16 protein-coding genes and 1 pseudogene are annotated in these 18,426 nt (G+C 44.8%); 10 read left to right on the top strand and 7 right to left on the bottom strand.

All coding sequences use genetic code 11. The annotated features are described in order from the left end of the window. The first annotated feature begins 43 nt into the window (after positions 1-43). Positions 44-274, top strand: a complete 231-nt coding sequence (locus AAA952_RS08565; protein ID WP_028759411.1) for a hypothetical protein — start codon at positions 44-46, stop codon at positions 272-274. Between the two features lie 36 nt (positions 275-310). Here AAA952_RS08565 and AAA952_RS08560 read toward each other — a convergent pair whose 3' ends face one another. Continuing rightward, positions 311-1,327 (bottom strand): GGDEF domain-containing protein, encoded by a 1,017-nt coding sequence (locus AAA952_RS08560; protein ID WP_338256100.1) that lies wholly within the window; start codon positions 1,325-1,327, stop codon positions 311-313. Positions 1,328-1,495: 168 nt separating this feature from the next. Here AAA952_RS08560 and AAA952_RS08555 point away from each other — a divergent pair, with 168 nt between their 5' ends. Together AAA952_RS08555 and AAA952_RS08550 are read left to right on the top strand one after the other, a co-directional pair. After that, the gene (locus AAA952_RS08555) at positions 1,496-2,038 is read left to right on the top strand and encodes a GNAT family N-acetyltransferase (RefSeq protein ID WP_338256098.1); all 543 of its coding nucleotides are present in this window, start codon (positions 1,496-1,498) and stop codon (positions 2,036-2,038) included. A 61-nt stretch (positions 2,039-2,099) separates the two neighbouring features. Continuing rightward, complete coding sequence (locus AAA952_RS08550) at positions 2,100-2,450, top strand: hypothetical protein (protein ID WP_338256094.1); 351 nt, start codon at positions 2,100-2,102, stop codon at positions 2,448-2,450. Positions 2,451-2,488: 38 nt separating this feature from the next. On the opposite strand, the gene AAA952_RS08545 is transcribed toward AAA952_RS08550, so the two are convergent. Next, positions 2,489-2,893, bottom strand: coding sequence for a GNAT family N-acetyltransferase (locus AAA952_RS08545; RefSeq protein WP_338256092.1), 405 nt, complete (start codon positions 2,891-2,893; stop codon positions 2,489-2,491). A 158-nt stretch (positions 2,894-3,051) separates the two neighbouring features. On the opposite strand from AAA952_RS08545, the gene AAA952_RS08540 reads away from it, so the two are divergent. Beyond that, a complete protein-coding gene (locus AAA952_RS08540) occupies positions 3,052-5,466 on the top strand; it encodes a TonB-dependent receptor domain-containing protein (RefSeq protein ID WP_338256090.1) in 2,415 nt (804 codons plus the stop codon). A gap of 116 nt (positions 5,467-5,582) precedes the next feature. Here the strand turns inward: AAA952_RS08540 and AAA952_RS08535 are convergent. From AAA952_RS08535 to metK, 3 genes and pseudogenes are all read right to left on the bottom strand, one after another. After that, a pseudogene (locus AAA952_RS08535) lies at positions 5,583-5,908 on the bottom strand (transposase); the annotation flags it as partial. Positions 5,909-5,985: 77 nt separating this feature from the next. Then, on the bottom strand, positions 5,986-6,471 hold the full coding sequence (locus AAA952_RS08530; RefSeq protein ID WP_338256088.1) for a hypothetical protein: 486 nt from the start codon (positions 6,469-6,471) through the stop codon (positions 5,986-5,988). A gap of 154 nt (positions 6,472-6,625) precedes the next feature. Next, positions 6,626-7,777, bottom strand: a complete 1,152-nt coding sequence (gene metK, locus AAA952_RS08525) for a methionine adenosyltransferase (protein WP_028761631.1) — start codon at positions 7,775-7,777, stop codon at positions 6,626-6,628. 445 nt (positions 7,778-8,222) lie between these two features. On the opposite strand from metK, the gene tkt reads away from it, so the two are divergent. From tkt to nhaD, 6 genes are all read left to right on the top strand, one after another. Then, complete coding sequence (gene tkt, locus AAA952_RS08520) at positions 8,223-10,217, top strand: transketolase (protein WP_338256086.1); 1,995 nt, start codon at positions 8,223-8,225, stop codon at positions 10,215-10,217. Between the two features lie 116 nt (positions 10,218-10,333). Next, positions 10,334-11,350 (top strand): erythrose-4-phosphate dehydrogenase, encoded by a 1,017-nt coding sequence (epd, locus tag AAA952_RS08515; protein WP_338256084.1) that lies wholly within the window; start codon positions 10,334-10,336, stop codon positions 11,348-11,350. 134 nt (positions 11,351-11,484) lie between these two features. Next, positions 11,485-12,660 (top strand): phosphoglycerate kinase, encoded by a 1,176-nt coding sequence (locus AAA952_RS08510; protein ID WP_113939810.1) that lies wholly within the window; start codon positions 11,485-11,487, stop codon positions 12,658-12,660. A gap of 224 nt (positions 12,661-12,884) precedes the next feature. Continuing rightward, positions 12,885-13,952, top strand: a complete 1,068-nt coding sequence (fba, locus tag AAA952_RS08505) for a class II fructose-bisphosphate aldolase (protein ID WP_028761627.1) — start codon at positions 12,885-12,887, stop codon at positions 13,950-13,952. 205 nt (positions 13,953-14,157) lie between these two features. Beyond that, the gene (locus tag AAA952_RS08500; RefSeq protein ID WP_028761626.1) at positions 14,158-14,895 is read left to right on the top strand and encodes a DUF481 domain-containing protein; all 738 of its coding nucleotides are present in this window, start codon (positions 14,158-14,160) and stop codon (positions 14,893-14,895) included. A gap of 233 nt (positions 14,896-15,128) precedes the next feature. Next, a complete protein-coding gene (gene nhaD, locus AAA952_RS08495) occupies positions 15,129-16,598 on the top strand; it encodes a sodium:proton antiporter NhaD (protein ID WP_173246601.1) in 1,470 nt (489 codons plus the stop codon). Positions 16,599-16,791: 193 nt separating this feature from the next. Here the strand turns inward: nhaD and AAA952_RS08490 are convergent, their stop codons facing one another. Together AAA952_RS08490 and AAA952_RS08485 are read right to left on the bottom strand one after the other, a co-directional pair. Then, positions 16,792-17,316, bottom strand: coding sequence for a hypothetical protein (locus tag AAA952_RS08490; RefSeq protein WP_338256078.1), 525 nt, complete (start codon positions 17,314-17,316; stop codon positions 16,792-16,794). Between the two features lie 10 nt (positions 17,317-17,326). Then, positions 17,327-18,148 (bottom strand): cytochrome C, encoded by an 822-nt coding sequence (locus tag AAA952_RS08485; protein ID WP_338256076.1) that lies wholly within the window; start codon positions 18,146-18,148, stop codon positions 17,327-17,329. Between the last annotated feature and the right edge of the window lie 278 nt (positions 18,149-18,426).

The following is an 18,426-nucleotide window of genomic DNA, read 5'->3' as shown; positions in this document are numbered from 1 at the left end:
GCCATAGTGTGACAAGTTTTTCGTAAGATCTAAAGGGGTTTATATGACAGGCTCATTTAAAAGTACTCTGAATTTGTTGAAGTTTTTACATTGGTTAGGTGTATTGATGCTAGTTTGTGGACTTGGTTTTTATATGTTGACGCAATGGAGTCTAGAGATAAGCGGCATGTTATTAATCTCAAGTCTGATTGGTTTAGGGTTGGTCTTAATGTCGCCCTATCCTGTGGTGCTGTTTATCCAATGGGCGAAGCGCCAAGATGAGCATTCCAAGTAATTTTGTACTGCCTAATTAAGCCTAAATTTCATTAAATCAAAGCTCTGCCGAATCTGCGGCGGGATTATCGTACAAGCTTGAGTCAATGGCGGGTTCTACTGGCGTGTCTGCGGCTTGGGATACAGGTGGGCGCATTGAATCGAGTTTACCCCGTGCGAGTTCCATCATAGGTGCAAGTTTGGCGCTGGATTCTGGGGTAAAAAAACTGTAACTCACATCGAGTTTTAGCTGATGGTTTTGTTGTTCTAGCTGCTTTTCTACTCGCTTCATAATATGTAGAACATCCCGTTCACCATCCACAAAAGCAAGTACCACAAATTGAGTGCTGTTGTAATGGGCGGCAACGTCAGCGGTTCTTATCGTATCTTGGATTAACTTGCCTAACAGTCTGTGGTGATTATTTTCGAGTGGTATTGGAGTGTTATCCGTGCTCAGTAATTCAAAGAAGATGATACCTGCATGGGCGCCAAAGCGGCGGCCTAAATTGAGCTGCCTTGGTGCCATCATCAAGAAGCCGTAATGGTTGAGCATGCCCGTTTCTTGATCGCGCATCGAAAGGGATTCAATTCTATGGTTCTGACACAGAAGGGATAATTCCTGTTGCAGTAAAATCTGAAATGGTTCGAGCATAGCGGCATTGACTAGTGGCTCTGTTATATGCGGGTTGAGTACACACAGGGCACCAAATTGGCTACCATCCGGCCAAGCGATAGGGCGCGAGAGAATATGCTGAATACCATCAAAATCCCTTGGTAAATCCTCTAACATAAAGCTGCCGAGGTTTTGATATAAACCATCAGGTTGGCTGTTTTGTATCTGTTTGAAGAGTTCGAGTGCTGGTGGATATAAAGTGCCTGCGGTAAATTGCGGTGTTTCAGTGATTGAACTGACGATGATCTCAAACCCTGCACTGATTTTTTGGAATATGAAAACCGTGTTGGCGTTGTAATAGCTTTTGATGAGCTCACATTGGTGCATCCAGCGAGTGAGATTCACTTGTTGATTGTCGCTATCAAGTAAACTCAAGTTGGGATTAATGGTTTCGGGCAACATACAAACGCCTAACTAGGGCTAAATATTCATTAAGTTTGGGAAATAAAAGGGGATTTAGCAAATCAAGGCACTAAATAATACCCTGTTCTAGCTGTGCCTATTAACCCAACCGAGTATACTGGCGGGCTGAAATTGGGCCAAAAGCCGAAAGAATGCTGTGAGAATACTGTGAAAATTAGACTAGCCTTACCTCAAGATGTTGATTTATTAGCGATGCTAGAGAAAAAACATCTTAATGATGAATTAGCTTCCGCCAGTATGGGGTTACAAGGGCAAGCTTTTTCCCACAGTGAATTGAGCGAATTAGTGCAGCATCATTGGGTCGTAGTGGCACTGGTAGAACAGCAGATCGTCGGTTATGTGATTGCAGGCCGTTGGGGATTTTTCGAACATTGGCCCATTTACCGCACTTTGTTGAATCGTTTAGGGCAACTCGATTGGGATGGACCTAAATTAACTAAGGTCAATTCTTGCCAATACGGGCCGATATGGGTGCAGCAAGCCTACCGTGGGCAAGGGATTTTCGAGGCATTAGTCCATGAAATTCGTCGCCAAGTTGCTCCGCATTTTAGCTATATGTTGACCTTTATTGCTGAAGATAATGAACGTTCCTTTGCCGCTCACTCGGGTAAAGCGCACATGCAGGTTGTGGATTTTTTTACCGTTTCGGCAAGAGATTATTATTTAATGGTGGCAAAGACCCAAGCTTAGTTGTTCGACGATAAGAATAAAGGGTTAAATCTCTACTGATATCAATAACGGAGATAAATACATGCATGTGCAATTTGTTGAGTCATTATTAGCGACTTATGCCAAGGTCAATTTATCGGCTTGGGACAGCTTGAGGTTAGTCTTATCAGAATGCGCTCACCATGAGTACGAGGCGAGGGGATTTGAAGTCGAGTTTTTATCTGACTTAGGGGCATTGCAACATTATTGGGTACAAGTGGGAGATATTTGGCTCGATTGTGGCCGAATCAATGCCTATTCTGCGACGATAACGCAACTGAGCGATGCGCAAGTCAGCCGCATTAATACGAAAAAGGCGCTAGAGTGCGCCATTTTATCCCAAGAGCAGATCGGTCTACTCTGCATGCAAAATGCCCATTTCGATCATTGCTAAGTGCGCTTATTCAGCCTGTTTCTCAATCGCTTTTTTGATTAATATTTCTTCATTAGAAAGTAGCGCTCAGGGGTTGTGGTGACTATGCCTATGATCTCAACACCTTGTTTCTCATAGAATACTGGGGCTTGAATCGATAAGGTATCCACTTGGGCTACTAGGCAACCGCGTTGTTTCGCCTCTGCTTCTGCAAGTGCCATCAGTTTACGCCCAAGCCCTGTGCCTCTGGTTTGGTCATCAACCCAGACAACATTGATTAAGAAGTTTTTATAGATAGTCTGTCCACCCACACCCCTAATCAACTTGCCAGTTTCATCGCGTGCTATGACAGTCAAAGGCACTGATTTCTCTGGTCCTAAGAGCCCAGTATTATATTGCCGAACGCCGTCTACCAGCGCATCCACAATCGCGATATTTTCTTCACTCATAACTTCAAAGTTCATGTCAAAAACTCTTTCTGGAATGTGATTACTTTATAAACGTAAATGTTATTTCTGTTGTATTCAACTTTTGATTGATCTCACTAATGTTAATCATTATCATTCGCGAAATCATTTGTGGGTTACATTTGTAAACTAAGTTTACTAAACAGGAGAGGTTTATGTTATTTCGTCAAACTTGCTTGGCAGTTGCCATTACCGCTGTATTTGCGGGTAATTTTGTCCAAGCCGAAGAGGCTCCCGACAGAAAAATGGAAGTTATGGTTGTTACTGCCTCTGGATATGAACAGAAATTGGTTGATGCACCTGCCAGTATTTCTGTTATCACCCAAGAAGATTTGATGATAAAACCTTATACCACTCTCCTAGATGCAGTGCGTGACTTGGAAGGGGTTGATATTGGTGAAACCCGTGATAAAACAGGGCAAGGTACCATCAGTCTACGCGGTATGGGATCTGACTATACCTTAATCCTTGTCGATGGTAAGCGTCAGAATAACCATGGTGATATTTATCCAAACAGTTTTGGTGGCAATCAATTTGGTCATGTACCACCACTTGATGCTATTGATCGAATTGAAGTTATTCGTGGGCCAGCATCAACGTTATACGGTGCAGATGCTCTAGGTGGTGTGGTGAACATCATCACTAAAAAAGTGGGCGACGAATGGTCTGGCTCTATCACTCACAGCCGAACTCATCAAACCAATGATGCCTATGGCGAAGATATCACTACCGATTTCAGCGTGATGGGTCCCCTCATTAAAGGCGTTCTTGGGTTATCGATTCATGGCAGTATTTATGATCGAATGGGGTCTACACCAGAGTATGCACCAGTAGATTATCCCAATGGAGAAGTACGCACTCGTTCACTCGGTTTTGGTGGTGGCGGTAAAACCGTCGATAACGAAAATCATATGTTAGGTGGGAGTTTAAGTTGGACGCTAAATGAACATCACAAAATTTGGTTTGATTTAGATTCCTCATCTCAAGATTATGATAATACGCCACTGATCAATGATAACGGTGAACGCGAGTATCCGCTTGGTACTGTTGATAATATCGATAGTCTCTGGATTGCCAGTAACTTCTGTAAAGGCGGCGTAGGTTCCCGTGAGGCTGCTTGTCTAGCCAGCGGTGGTGAATGGGCAAGACGATCAAATCCGCGAGCGGGTTACAGCGAGACTCAAAAATTTACCCGTGATGCTTGGGCGTTAACCCATGAAGGTGCTTGGGATTTTGGTACAAGCTTTGTGTCACTATCCTATGTAGACACACAAAATAATGGCCGCACACTGCCATTTACCACTGCTGAACGAGTATTACTACTGCAGATGATTGATGGTAAAGGGGATTACACCGGCATGACTGAAGCCGAACGTAAAGCGATTGCTGAATCCACTTTCCTGCCTAGACCTAAACGCGAAATGGCAAGTAATCAATATACGCTTGATATGAAACTCGATATTCCATTTGAAGCTGCAGGAAATCATGTCGCAGTGACGGGTGCGCAGGTGATTCGTGGTGAGTTGAAAGACGGTGTATTTGGTATGGAAGAAGGTACGCCGGGTGCAGTACAAGAACATAATATGTGGTCTGTTTTTGCTGAAGATACATGGAGCATGACTTCTGATTTATCTGTTACTGCGGGTTTACGTCATGATGATCATGAAATATTTGGCAACCAACTCAGCCCACGTCTATACGGTGTTTACACCATTAATAATGAGTGGACAGTAAAAGGTGGGGTGAGCACAGGTTTTAAAACACCTAAAACCACACAATTGTATGATGGTGTCGTTGGCTTTGGTGGCCAAGGAACCTCACCGCAATTTGGTAACCCAGATCTCGAAGCTGAAACCAGTGTGTCCAGCGAAGTCGCCCTGTATTGGTCTCATCCAGATGGCCATAATTTTAACGTCACTATCTTTAAAAATGACTTTGACGATAAGATTGCTTCACAACCCTGTGGTAAAGGTACGAGCATAGAATGTTCCGATGCGGGTGAATATGCTGATTTAGGTTATGCAGTCAGTAGCAAAACAGTCAACATAGATAAAGTTACTATTCAAGGTGCTGAGCTCGCGGGACGTTGGGAAATTCTAGATGCCTTAACGTTAAATGCTAATTATACCTACACAGATAGCGAGCAGAAAAGCGGTGCAGAGCAAGGTCGTCCACTCGGCAACAGTGCCAAGCATATGGCAAACGCGACATTAAAATGGGAGTTGACCGACTCATTAAACGTATTCTTGACCTCAGAATACCGTGCTAAACGTTATCGCTCTTGGGATATCATTAATGATGCTGCACTTTACTATAAGGGTTATAACGTGTTCCATCTTGGTGGTTCTTATCAGGCGAGTGAGTTTGTCACCTTCAACATGCGAGTAAATAACTTGTTTGATAAAGATTTTACTTCATACGATATTGTCTTCACCGAATGTAGTGACACTAGCACCACTTGTGTCTCTGACGATAATGGCCAAAATGGATACACAGCATCTTACGTTGATGATTTTAATAACAAAGATAAGGCCCGTAACTTCTGGGTTGGTATGAATGTACGTTTCTAAACGAATACCCTGTGCATTAGCCATTATTTGATATTCATGGGCGATAGATAAAACTGAGAGTTACCCGTTTGATAAAGGTATCCACTATCAATTAAACAATAGGGTAACTCTCATTACTCATTACTCAGTGCACCTGCACTGTGCTGGTGAGTCCGCACTATCGAGCCATCAATAAAAAACCATTCCGTGTCAGCAAGGTTCGCTAAGGTTTTGAGTAAATAGGCCTGAATGTCTTTTTAGACTATAAATAAAACCGTCTAAAGACCGTACTCCAATGGCCCAACTCTTTGGGTAAATCTTGTCAAGGGATACCTGTTAGAAGGCGTTAAAGAATGCCTTCGAATATTTGTCTATGTTCAGGTTTATCATAAACATGGCCTGTGCTGTTCATTAAATGAAATAGCGTTTCCCTGCGTGCATTGGTTAGTATCAATCTTGGCATGCTCTCTAAAAATCATTCTCGAAAGCTCAATAGATCCTAGATGAAGTCAGAAACATTAAAGGTGCTAGCGTATAAGCCTAAAGAATCAGCCATTGCCCGTTTGGGTAAGTACCAATATAACCAAAGGGGATTCTTCCACAGAGATACCAAGATAGGCGTTCACTCGTAAAGGCTGAAAGTTTAACGTCAGCTAGGAGCAGTGTTGCGAGCGTATTAGCGTCATCGGATGTCAGCGCGCATATTTCTGCAACTGGAATAATTTTCCAAGTGGAGAGGTAAGCTGACTTAGCAATTTCATCGACTTCGCTGTCAGAAATCCAAGCATGCACATCATTTACTACTGCCATTGTTTTTAACGAATTTGCCAAGTCATGATCTGTTACACACAGGCTTTCATAGTGGATTTCGTAAGGTGTTTCAAAAAAGGCCTCAGGATCGGATTCAAGAAAAGCGGCGATCTCCTCTAATGTACCGTATGTCTTTGCTATTTCCTCTGGCTGACCTACATTGGCTGCCCATGCACAAGATTGAAGTTGCTGTAATAAGATGGCGTTATCGGTCATGGGGTCTGTGCACTCTAATGGTCTGTGTATATACTGCTTTTATTTTGCCATATTTGTCTTAGCATTATTAATCTAACTAAATGTCAGACATAAAAAAACCGCTGGGTAGCGGTTTTTTATGGGTCTTAAGTGTAAGAATTGAAATGAATTAAGACTATAGACCCGCGTCAGCGCGCAATATTTCGGCTTTATCAGTTGCTTCCCATGGGAATTCGCTGCGACCAAAGTGGCCATAAGCGGCGGTCGCTTGATAAATTGGACGTGCTAAATCTAGCATGGCCGTTAAACCGTATGGGCGCAGTTCAAAGTGTTGACGTACTAACTTGATCAGCACTTCTTCAGACACTTTACCGGTACCGAAGGTCTCGATGCTGATAGAGGTAGGCTCTGCCACACCAATAGCGTAAGACACTTGGATTTCACAGCGATCAGCAAGACCTGCTGCAACGATGTTTTTTGCCACATAACGGGCAGCGTATGCTGCGCTACGGTCCACTTTTGATGGATCTTTACCAGAGAATGCGCCACCACCATGACGGGCCATGCCGCCGTAGGTGTCAACGATGATCTTACGACCCGTTAAGCCGCAATCGCCTACTGGACCACCGATAACAAAACGGCCAGTTGGGTTGATAAAGAACTTAGTATCTTTGTTTAACCATTGAGCCGGTAATACTGGCTTGATAATGGTTTCCATCACGCCTTCAATTAAGTCGGCTTGTGAAACGTCATCTCTGTGCTGAGTCGATAACACGACTGCATCGATACCGACAATTTTGCCATCATCATAGGCAAAAGTGACTTGGCTTTTCGCATCTGGGCGTAACCAAGGTAGCGTGCCATTTTTACGCACTTCAGACTGACGTTTCACTAATGCGTGAGCATAGGTGATAGGTGCAGGCATCAGAATGTCGGTTTCGTTGTTGGCATAGCCAAACATTAACCCTTGATCGCCAGCACCTTGCTCTGCAGGGTCTGCGCGGTCTACACCTTGATTAATGTCGGGTGATTGCTTACCAATGGCGTTTAATACTGCGCACGAGTCCGCATCAAACCCCATATCTGAATGGGTATAACCAATTTCACGCACCGTTTTACGGGTGATTTCTTCAATATCAACCCAGGCAGAGGTAGTGACTTCACCACCCACTAATACCATGCCTGTTTTGACATAAGTTTCACACGCTACGCGTGCTTTTGGATCTTGAGCCAGAATTGCATCTAGCACAGCATCAGAAATCTGATCTGCAATCTTATCGGGATGACCTTCTGAGACCGACTCAGAAGTAAACAAGTGCTTTGCCATAGTAGGAAAATCTCGTCGTTAGCATTCAAACGTGTAGAAGCATCTACATCTAGACGGCTATTTTAGTTTAAATCCGATTGCCGATCACCCCCGATAATAAAAAATCCTCTCAGATTGTGACCTGAAAACGACTACGCTCAGTCATAAATAGGTTATTTTACTTATATTTCATAGCATTAAGTTTACTATGTTTTTGAGGAATTTATTTCTCTATTACAAGTGATCCTTGCTATGCCCTCTTAAGTAAACGCCAGTAGAGTGACTGGCTTGTTTCTGCGACTTGTATACTCAAGCGACCTGAATCCTGCATCTTCAGGTTGTTTGGGTACATATTCGCCCATCTTTTGCTGAGTGAATGGTAATTTTAGTTTGCGTCACACTGGCATGTAGGGGAAAATATGCATCCAAATTGCCCGCTAGACCCCACAAACAAGCAGGAGAGAGCATGTCTTCCCGTAAAGTACTCGCAAACGCAATCCGTGCGTTAAGTATGGATGCAGTTCAAAAAGCAAATTCAGGCCATCCCGGCGCCCCAATGGGTATGGCAGATATTGCTGAAGTGCTGTGGAATGATTTCCTTAAGCACAACCCGAACAATCCGAAATGGGTAGATAGAGATCGTTTTATCCTCTCTAACGGTCACGGTTCAATGCTGATTTACTCTTTACTTCACCTGACTGGTTATGAATTACCAATTGAAGAGCTAAAACAGTTCCGTCAATTGCATTCTAAAACCCCGGGTCACCCAGAATACGGTTACACCCCAGGTGTTGAAACCACAACGGGTCCACTCGGTGCGGGCATCAGCAACGCTGTCGGTATGGCGATTGCTGAGAGAACCTTAGCGGCACAGTTTAACCGTGATGGTCACGATATCGTTGATCACTACACTTACTGCTTCCTCGGCGATGGCTGTTTGATGGAAGGTATTTCCCACGAAGCCTGTTCATTAGCCGGTACTTTAGGTTTAGGTAAACTGGTCGCATTTTGGGATGACAACGGTATTTCTATCGATGGCCATGTTGAAGGCTGGTTCACCGATGATACGCCAAAACGTTTTGAAGCTTACGGCTGGCATGTGATTGCCGGTGTTGACGGTCACGATAGCGCGGCAATCCGTGCTGCTATCGAAGCGGCGAAAGCGGTGACCGATAAACCAACAATGATTTGCTGCAAAACCATTATCGGTTTTGGTTCACCCAACAAATCTGGCAGCCACGATTGTCACGGCGCGCCACTAGGCGATGCAGAAATCGCAGCCGCCCGTGAATTCCTTGGCTGGCCACATGCACCATTTGAAATCCCTGCTGACGTTTATGCCGGTTGGGATGCCAAAGAAGCCGGTGCGGCCCGTGAAGCAGCGTGGAACGAGAAGTTTGCAGCATATCGCGCTGCTCACCCAGAACTGGCTGCTGAATATGAGCGTCGCGTTCTGAAAGGTGAATTACCGGCTGATTTCGAAGAAAAAGCGCAGGCATTCGTGCAAGCATCACAGGACAAAGCCGAAGGTATTGCGAGCCGTAAAGCCTCACAAAATGCCATCGGTGCATTTGGCGCTATGTTGCCTGAACTGTTAGGCGGCTCTGCTGACTTAGCGGGTTCTAACTTGACACTGTGGTCAGGTTCTAAAGGTATTCAAGACGATCCAGCTGGTAACTACATTTACTACGGCGTGCGTGAATTCGGCATGAGCGGCATTATGAACGGTGCTTCGCTGCATGGTGGTTTCATCAACTACGGCGCAACTTTCATGATGTTCATGGAATATGCTCGTAACGCAGTCCGTATGTCGGCGCTGATGGGTATTCAAAACATCTTCGTTTATACCCATGACTCTATCGGTCAAGGTGAAGATGGCCCAACGCATCAACCAGTTGAGCAATTAGCTAACCTGCGTATGACGCCAAATATGGCCGTATGGCGTCCATGTGATGCGGCAGAAACGGCAGTTTCTTGGAAAGCTGCGATTGAGCGCCGTAATGCACCTACGTCACTGATCTTCAGCCGTCAAAACCTGAAAGCTCAAGCGCGTACCGCTGAGCAATTAGCTAATGTGGCTAAAGGTGCTTATGTACTGCAAGACTGTGCGGGCACACCAGAACTGATCCTGATCGCAACTGGTAGCGAAGTACAATTGGCAATGGATGCAGCCGCTGCACTGACTGAGCAAGGTAAACACGTTCGCGTAGTCTCTATGCCATCGACGACTGAGTTCGATAAGCAAGATGCCGCGTATAAAGAATCTGTATTACCACGTGCTGTGACTAAACGTGTGGCTATTGAAGCGGCGCATACCGATTTCTGGTACAAGTACGTCGGGTTTGAAGGCACAGTTGTGGGCATGACCACATTTGGTGAGTCTGCGCCGGGTAACGTGCTATTGAATCACTTCGGTTTCACCGTTGAAAATGTGCTGAATGCTGCAAAATCATTGGGCTAATCGCTCAAGGGATTAGATTCAATACAAAAGGTTAAACTTTTTAAGTGTTAATCTGTATAATGCGGCCTGCAATCGTTTGCAGGCCGTTTTTGTATTAAGAGGAAATTGAGACCTCAATGATCCGAGTCGCTATCAATGGTTATGGCCGTATCGGCCGCTCTATTCTCCGAGCTTTATATGAGTCTGGAAAACGGCAGCAAATGCAGATTGTCGCGATTAATGAATTAGCTAAACCTGAAGCCATTATTCATCTGACCCAGTACGACACCACCCACGGTCGGTTTGCGCATAAAGTGAAGCTTGTTGATGATCATATGCTGATTGGCGACGATGCGATAAAAATTCTCCACGAGCCCGATCCCACAAAACTCCCTTGGCACGAGATGGACATAGATATTGTCTATGAAGCCACAGGCGTATTAGTCGATCGTCAAAGCTGCGAAGCCCATATTCACGCCGGCGCTAAACAAGTGCTGATAAGTCATCCATCCTCAGCCGATGTCGATGGCACGATTGTCTATGGTGTAAACCACGATTTACTCCGCGCCGAACATACTGTGGTGTCCAACGCTTCTTGCACCACAAACTGTATCGTGCCAGTGATCGATGTGCTTGATCGCCACTTTGGCGTTAAAAGCGGTGCCATTACCACTATCCATTCGGCGATGAATGATCAACAAGTGATCGATGCTTATCATGATGATTTGCGTCGTACCCGCGCCGCTGGCCAATCGATTATCCCTGTCGACACTAAACTTGCCCGCGGCATTGAGCGGATCTTGCCGCACATGAAAAATAAGTTTGAAGCGATTTCGGTGCGCGTGCCCACCATCAACGTGACCGCCATCGATTTGTCCGTGACCTTAGAAAAAACCGTCGATATTGCCACAGTCAATCAGGTGCTGGAATCAGCCGCCAATGGGCGATTTAACGGCATCTTAGGCTATACTGATGAGCCCTTAGTCTCATGTGATTTCAACCATGATCCGCGCTCCAGTATTGTCGATGGTACCCAGACCCGCGTGAGCGCCGGTCAGTTGGTGAAGTTACTCCTGTGGTGCGATAACGAGTGGGGTTTTGCCAATCGTATGTTAGATACGAGTTTGGCGATGATCGCGGCCAAGCGAGGCTGATAAAAGTAGATTATTCACTTGTGGGTCACTGAATTTATGCCAATTCGACGGGATGTCGAGCGCCGAGCGGCAGTCAATTCATACCGGCTATGTGTGAAACAGTTTGTTTTTTGATTATAAAAGGAAGCGTTACCATGGCAATTATCAATATGTCAGATCTGGATCTACAAGGTAAGCGCGTGCTTATCCGCGAAGATCTCAATGTCCCTGTCAGCAATGGCGTCGTCACCAGTGATGCACGTCTGCGCGCCTCTCTACCGACTATCGAGTTGGCCCTTGAAAAAGGTGCGGCTGTGATGGTGATGTCGCATTTAGGTCGTCCGACCGAAGGCGAATACAATGCTGAATATTCTCTGCAACCTGTGGTCGATTATTTGGCAAAAGCCCTGTCTTGTCCTGTGCGTTTAGCGACCGACTATTTAGACGGCGTCGACGTTGCCGTGGGTGAAGTGGTTGTGTTCGAAAACGTGCGTTTCAACGTGGGTGAAGGTAAGAACAACGAAGCCTTATCGAAAAAAATGGCGGCGCTGTGTGATGTCTATGTGATGGACGCCTTCGGTACTGCACATCGTGCCCAAGCATCGACCCATGGAGTGGGCATGTTTGCCCCAATCGCCTGTGCAGGTCCATTACTGGCGCAAGAATTAGATGCCTTAGGCAAAGCGTTAGATAACCCTGCGCGTCCTATGGTGGCGATTGTCGGTGGCTCTAAAGTGTCAACTAAGCTGACCGTGCTAGAAAGTCTTTCGGGTATCGTTGATCAGTTAGTGGTTGGCGGCGGTATTGCCAATACTTTCATTGCGGCGGCAGGCTACAATGTCGGTAAATCGCTGTATGAGGCGGATTTGATCGACGAAGCTAAGCGTTTAGTGGCTAATGCTAAGAGCCGTGGCGCCGATATTCCTGTGCCGACTGATGTGGTCGTTGCGGGCGAGTTTAGCCCAACAGCAGCGGCAACGTTAAAATCGGTTAGCGAAGTCGCTGATGGCGAAATGATTTTCGATATTGGTCCAGATAGCGCTGAAGCACTGGCTAAAATCATCGAATCTGCTGGCACTATCGTGTGGAACGGCCCTGTGGGCGTGTTCGAATTCGACCAATTCGGTGAAGGTACTAAGCGTATCGCCCAAGCGATTGCTGATTCAAAAGCGTTCTCTATCGCAGGCGGTGGTGACACTTTGGCTGCGGTTGATAAGTACGGCATTGCCGATAAAGTGTCTTACATTTCGACTGGTGGCGGTGCTTTCCTCGAGTTCCTCGAAGGTAAAGAATTACCGGCTGTGGCTATGTTAGAAAAGCGCGGCGCTTAATCATTAAGTTTTAAAAAACGCGGCGCATAAGACGCCGCGATAAGCTCTGATAACATCAAAGCTTTGATAAAAAGTAAAAAATTATAAAAAAAACCGCCCGTATTCATCTAAGGTACTTAATTTAAGTTGTTTATTTAAGGTACAGAGTTGAATGCGGGTATAAAAATCCATCCAAACGATAGCGACCTCGGTGATAGATATCACCCTATTATTGGAGTTAAAAAATGGCGTTAATTTCCCTACGACAACTACTTGATCACGCAGCAGAACATGGATACGGTGTGCCTGCGTTTAACGTTAACAACTTAGAGCAGATGCGTGCCATCATGCAGGCCGCTGAAGCAACAGACAGCCCTGTGATAGTGCAAGCTTCTGCTGGCGCGCGTAAATACGCTCGACCACAGTTCTTAAAATATTTGATGGCAGCGGCTCTTGAGCAGTACCCAGATATTCCTGTGTGTATTCACCAAGACCACGGTACCGATCCTGATATTTGTCAGCGTTCTATTCAATTAGGCATGTCATCAGTCATGATGGACGGTTCTTTGATGGCTGACGGCAAAACGCCTGCATCGTACGAGTACAATGTTGATGTTACCCGTCGTACAGTGGCATTTGCCCATGCGTGTGGTGTGTCAGTTGAAGGTGAAATCGGCTGTTTAGGCAGCTTAGAAACTGGCCAAGCTGGCGAAGAAGATGGTGTTGGTGCATCTGGTATTTTAAGTCACGATCAAATGCTGACTAGCCCTGAAGAAGCGGCGCGTTTCGTTGCCGATACCCATGTTGATGCACTCGCGATTGCTATCGGTACTAGCCATGGTGCATATAAGTTCAGTCGTAAACCGACGGGCGATGTACTGCGTATCGACCGCATCAAAGAAATTCATGCGCGTATTCCTAATACTCACTTAGTGATGCACGGTTCATCTTCTGTGCCACAAGAGTGGCTAAAGATCATCAACCAATATGGTGGTCAGATCCCAGAAACCTACGGTGTACCATTAGAAGAAATTGTAGAAGGTATCAAACACGGTGTACGTAAAGTCAACATTGATACCGACTTACGTTTAGCATCAACGGGGGCCGTTCGTAAATTCTTAGCTGAACACCCAAGTGAATTTGATCCACGTAAATTCCTGAAAGCATCAATGGAAGCCATGGCCGATATCTGTACGGTTCGCTATGAAGCTTTCGGCTGTGCAGGTCAAGCATCTAAGATTAAGCCATTGTCTTTACAAGCAATGTATAAAGCGTATCAGTCTGGCGCGTTAGATCCTAAGATCAATATGTAAGCGTTATCGCTGAGATAAAAACCCGCTAAAGCGGGTTTTTTTATACTTAAAATAGCTGCAATTTTCATTTTTTAATCGTAAATGTTAATATCGCGCAGATTTTCAGGGGAAAATACTAACCCTTATTAATATGTGCTTATTCAGCATCGCTGGGACGAACAGATATTTATAGGGATTGGATTTAACGGAACAGGAACGGATAAACATGAAGAAAGTACTGACCGCCGCACTATTAATGACTGCACCTTTTATGGCGACAGCTGGGGCCGATTTTGTAAAAGGCGATGAGACATTCGCAGGTGAAGCTGAGCTTGGTGCAACCTTAACCACAGGTAACACTGAAACCTCATCATTCAAAGGACGTTTAAATCTTAAGCATGAGCTTGGCGATTGGGAGAATCAGTACTTACTCGAAGGTTTATATAAAGAGGATACAGGTTCTGTTACCGCGAAACGCTATTTAGCGGGCGCACAAGGTAACTACAAGATGACAGATCGTAGCTACTTGTTTGCTAATGGTAATTATGAAGTTGATCCGTTCACAGGTTATGATTACACGCTATCTGGCGCAGCGGGTTATGGTTATAGATTCTATGATACTAGTAAGACCTTTTTAGATGTCGAAGTCGGTCCAGGTTATATCTATCAGCGTCTTGATACAGAGCAAGCACTTATCGAAGGCCATGACACCAATGACAGCGTCGTTGCTCACGGTGTGATCAACTTTGAAACCGAAATCACTGACACCTCTAAATTCCAACAACGTTTCGTTGCCGATTACGGTGATAAGCTCGATGCCCGCTCTGAAACTTCGTTAACGGCGAATATTATCGGCGCATTAGCAATGAAGTTTGCCATTATTGTGCGCTACAACAGCGAGCCGTTGGATAATAAGAAAAGTACAGATACAGAAACCAATATGACCTTGTTATATTCCTTCTAATGCTGTGACACTGATTTAGAAACTAAAAAGCACCTTTGAGGTGCTTTTTTATTGGCTCTTTTTAGACTAAGTTAAATGTTTCTTTATTAGTTATCGCTGTAGTTATACAAAAATTAATGTTTTAAATGCCTTTGGTTATAGGGTAATGCATAGAAAGTTGCGTTTTATCAACATTTACTATGCTGAAGCTATGGTAATTTTCGACGTAATTTCCTACGTAGAGATGAACTTTAATGAAATTACAGCGGTTGTTTAAAGGCAGTGGAATGGCGTTATGGAGTCTATTCTGCGTTGCAATATTGAGCGGATTCTCACCTGCAGCATGGGCTATGACAGAAGGGATAGAACGGCTTAATTTAACCGCCTCGAGTGTGGGTTATGTTGCCGTCTTTGTGTTTGTACTTGCATACATAATGGTGATGGCTGAGGAGTCGTTACATTTACGCAAGTCGAAACCTGTGCTGGTCGCGGCAGGGATTATCTGGGGCATGATAGGTTTTGTGTATGTACAAAATGGTATGTCTGAAGTGTCGGAAGCGGCATTCAAACATAACTTGCTTGAATATGCTGAGCTTCTACTCTTCTTACTCGTGGCGATGACTTATATCAATGCTATGGAAGAGCGAAATTTGTTTGATGCCATTCGTGGTTGGCTTGTCGGCCGTGGTTTTAGTCTAAGAACCGTATTTTGGTTGACAGGGTTTATGGCGTTCTTTATCTCACCCGTGGCAGATAATTTAACGACTGCGCTATTGATGTGTGCCGTGGTGATGAAGGTGGGGGCAGGGCAACGCAAGTTTATCACCCTAGCCTGTATCAACATTGTTGTTGCGGCTAATGCGGGTGGTGCGTTTAGTCCGTTTGGTGATATCACGACCTTAATGGTGTGGCAAAAAGGATTAGTGCACTTTAGCGATTTCTTCCATCTGTTTATTCCTGCTTTAGTGAACTTTGCATTACCCGCTGCCATTATGAGTGTGTTTATCCCACATTTCGTGCCAGAGCCAGAAAAAGAGCATGTTTATACTAAGCCGGGTGCTAAGCGAATTGTTGCGTTGTTTTTACTCACAATCGCTACGGCAGTGTGTGCTCATTCCTTCTTAGGTATGCCGCCTGTATTGGGTATGATGACGGGATTAGGTTTCTTACAATTCTTTGGTTTTTATCTGCGTAAAACCTTCAATCGTTCCGTTGCCCGCGAACGTGCAAAGGCTGAATTGCGTCAGGACGAGCAGCGTCTTCAGCAGCTTGGTAGTGTGGTGCCCTTCGATGTGTTTAGCAGGATCTCCCGCGCTGAATGGGATACCCTGTTGTTCTTTTATGGTGTAGTGCTATGTGTGGGTGGCCTTGGCTTTATGGGGTACTTGAGCTTAGTATCTGAGGCTTTGTATTCCAATTGGGATACGACCTATGCCAACGTGGCTATCGGTCTGTTGTCTTCGGTTGTTGATAATATTCCGGTGATGTTTGCTGTGTTGACGATGAACCCTGAGATGGCCTTAGGCCAATGGTTACTAGTAACATTAACCGCAGGAGTTGGGGGCAGTTTATTGTCAATTGGCAGTGCTGCAGGGGTCGCGTTAATGGGACAAGCTAGGGGGATTTACACCTTTGGTGCCCATTTGCGTTGGACACCTGTCATTGCGCTGGGTTATATCGCGAGCATTTTAGTACATATGTGGCTCAATGCTGCGATGTTCTAAATAAAAGTACTGCTCATTCACTTTTTGGACTGTATTGACGTTTGTGAGTCGTTTTGTAGCGGATAATATCGCGAATTATTTAGCGAACAACGTCGATCTAACAAAATTCAATCGCATAACGTCTAGATATCAATGAATAAAATAGAGGCATCCGATGGATGCCTCTATTTGTTTGGATATGTCATTGGAAGGATTATTGCGGTAGCACTTGAATTAAATCCAGCTCGTTATTGGCTTTTGCGCCGTAGATCTGAATCGCGACTTTAATTTGTGCCACTGAACCACTTGGATCCTGCAGAGCCCAATCTAAGCCTGCTATCTCAAATTGGTATTGACCGCTTGTGACTTCGGTTAATTTACCGCTGCATTCTCCAAGACTTTGGCAACGATAATTTTGGGTAACATGCCAGTGTTTCCATGCCTTCGGATTCGAGGATTCCTTGGCTTTGTCGGGGAACCCAAAATAGTAAATATCATAGGTTTTCGCCGCAGTGATCGCTTCTTGTTGCGCATCCGTCAGTGAAAATTGAATTGTCCCTGTACTCGAGTCAAATTGCTCAAGCTTGAGATTTATCTGCGTTGCTTCATCAATGTTTATTGCATTTTCGACGGGAGGTGGCGGTGTCGGCGGATCTTCAGGCTCAGTGTTATTGCTGTCACTGCCACATCCTACGAGCATTAATGTCGCGAGGGTCAATGTGAGTAATGGGTATTTCATCACAGTCTCCTTAATTGAAATGCCCTGTATGGCAAGTGGTGCATTCCATGTCTGTTTTTACACTTGCCGCTGAGCCTAATGTGCTAGTACTACCGTGACAAGTTTGGCAATCTTGTGCATCTGGTGTTGGCTTACTACCAACAAGGGCGCCGATATTCTCCCCTTGATAGGCACGATTTAATACATCGACTAAGTAATAAGCCATAGACGCGGATAAGCGGTAACAGCGTTCACCTTTTTTCGCGAATGGTAAGCCAGAAGACTTTGACCAGTTACTGATAGATGAGTGACATAATACGCTCTTGGCTTTTGATGAACTGCCCACAAGAGCCGTTTTTTCTGCTGTCGAGCCAATACCAGTAACAAATTCAGGTGAAGATAAAGGGAGCGTTGTATTTTCGTAGTAGCGGAAGGTATTAGCTATCACGGCGTTATTGTGACCATTAATGTCATCTAAAATATTCACTAACATGCCTATCGCATTAAGATTACCGCAGAGCGTGCCTTGACCCGTTACCCCTGCAAAACCATAGGCGGCTAATGCCGTTGGAATTGTTTTGAACTTGTCTGCATCGGCACTATTAGATTGGGCTAGCATAGTCACAACGGCATGAAAAACTTGGTGCATACAACCACCACCCGTTTCATAGGCCAGTTTTGCTGTTGCCATTGCATCAAGTGGAACGTATTTAAGTTTCTCTCCTATCGCTAATTGATATTGACCATTGGCATTCGTTGCCGCGAGAACCGATGTCCCCATGAGTGTTGCCCCTGCCGCAGCGGTGCTAATACCAATAATACGGGTTAATGCTTGACGTCTATTTATGCTCATTATGTATTTCCTCTATGTAGGATTACTTCTATTTATCAAATGCTAAAGATAAATTGATGACGTAAATTCTAAGCATGCTTGAGATAAATATTGTGATTTACGCCGGAGGATATTTGCCTTTTACATGAGCGGTAAATAGCGTTACTACAATAGAATTAACCGACTTAAATTCTGCATTTTAATTAACTAAACAGATTGCAAGGTGCTCATCGTCCCGATATTTATTATATTTATGTAAATTTATGCCGAATTTCCCATGTGCTAAATGGCATTTATTC

Source organism: Shewanella sp. M-Br (genome assembly GCF_036245925.1).
Classification (GTDB): domain Bacteria; phylum Pseudomonadota; class Gammaproteobacteria; order Enterobacterales; family Shewanellaceae; genus Shewanella; species Shewanella oncorhynchi.
This window is presented reverse-complemented; position numbering and strand designations above follow the sequence as displayed.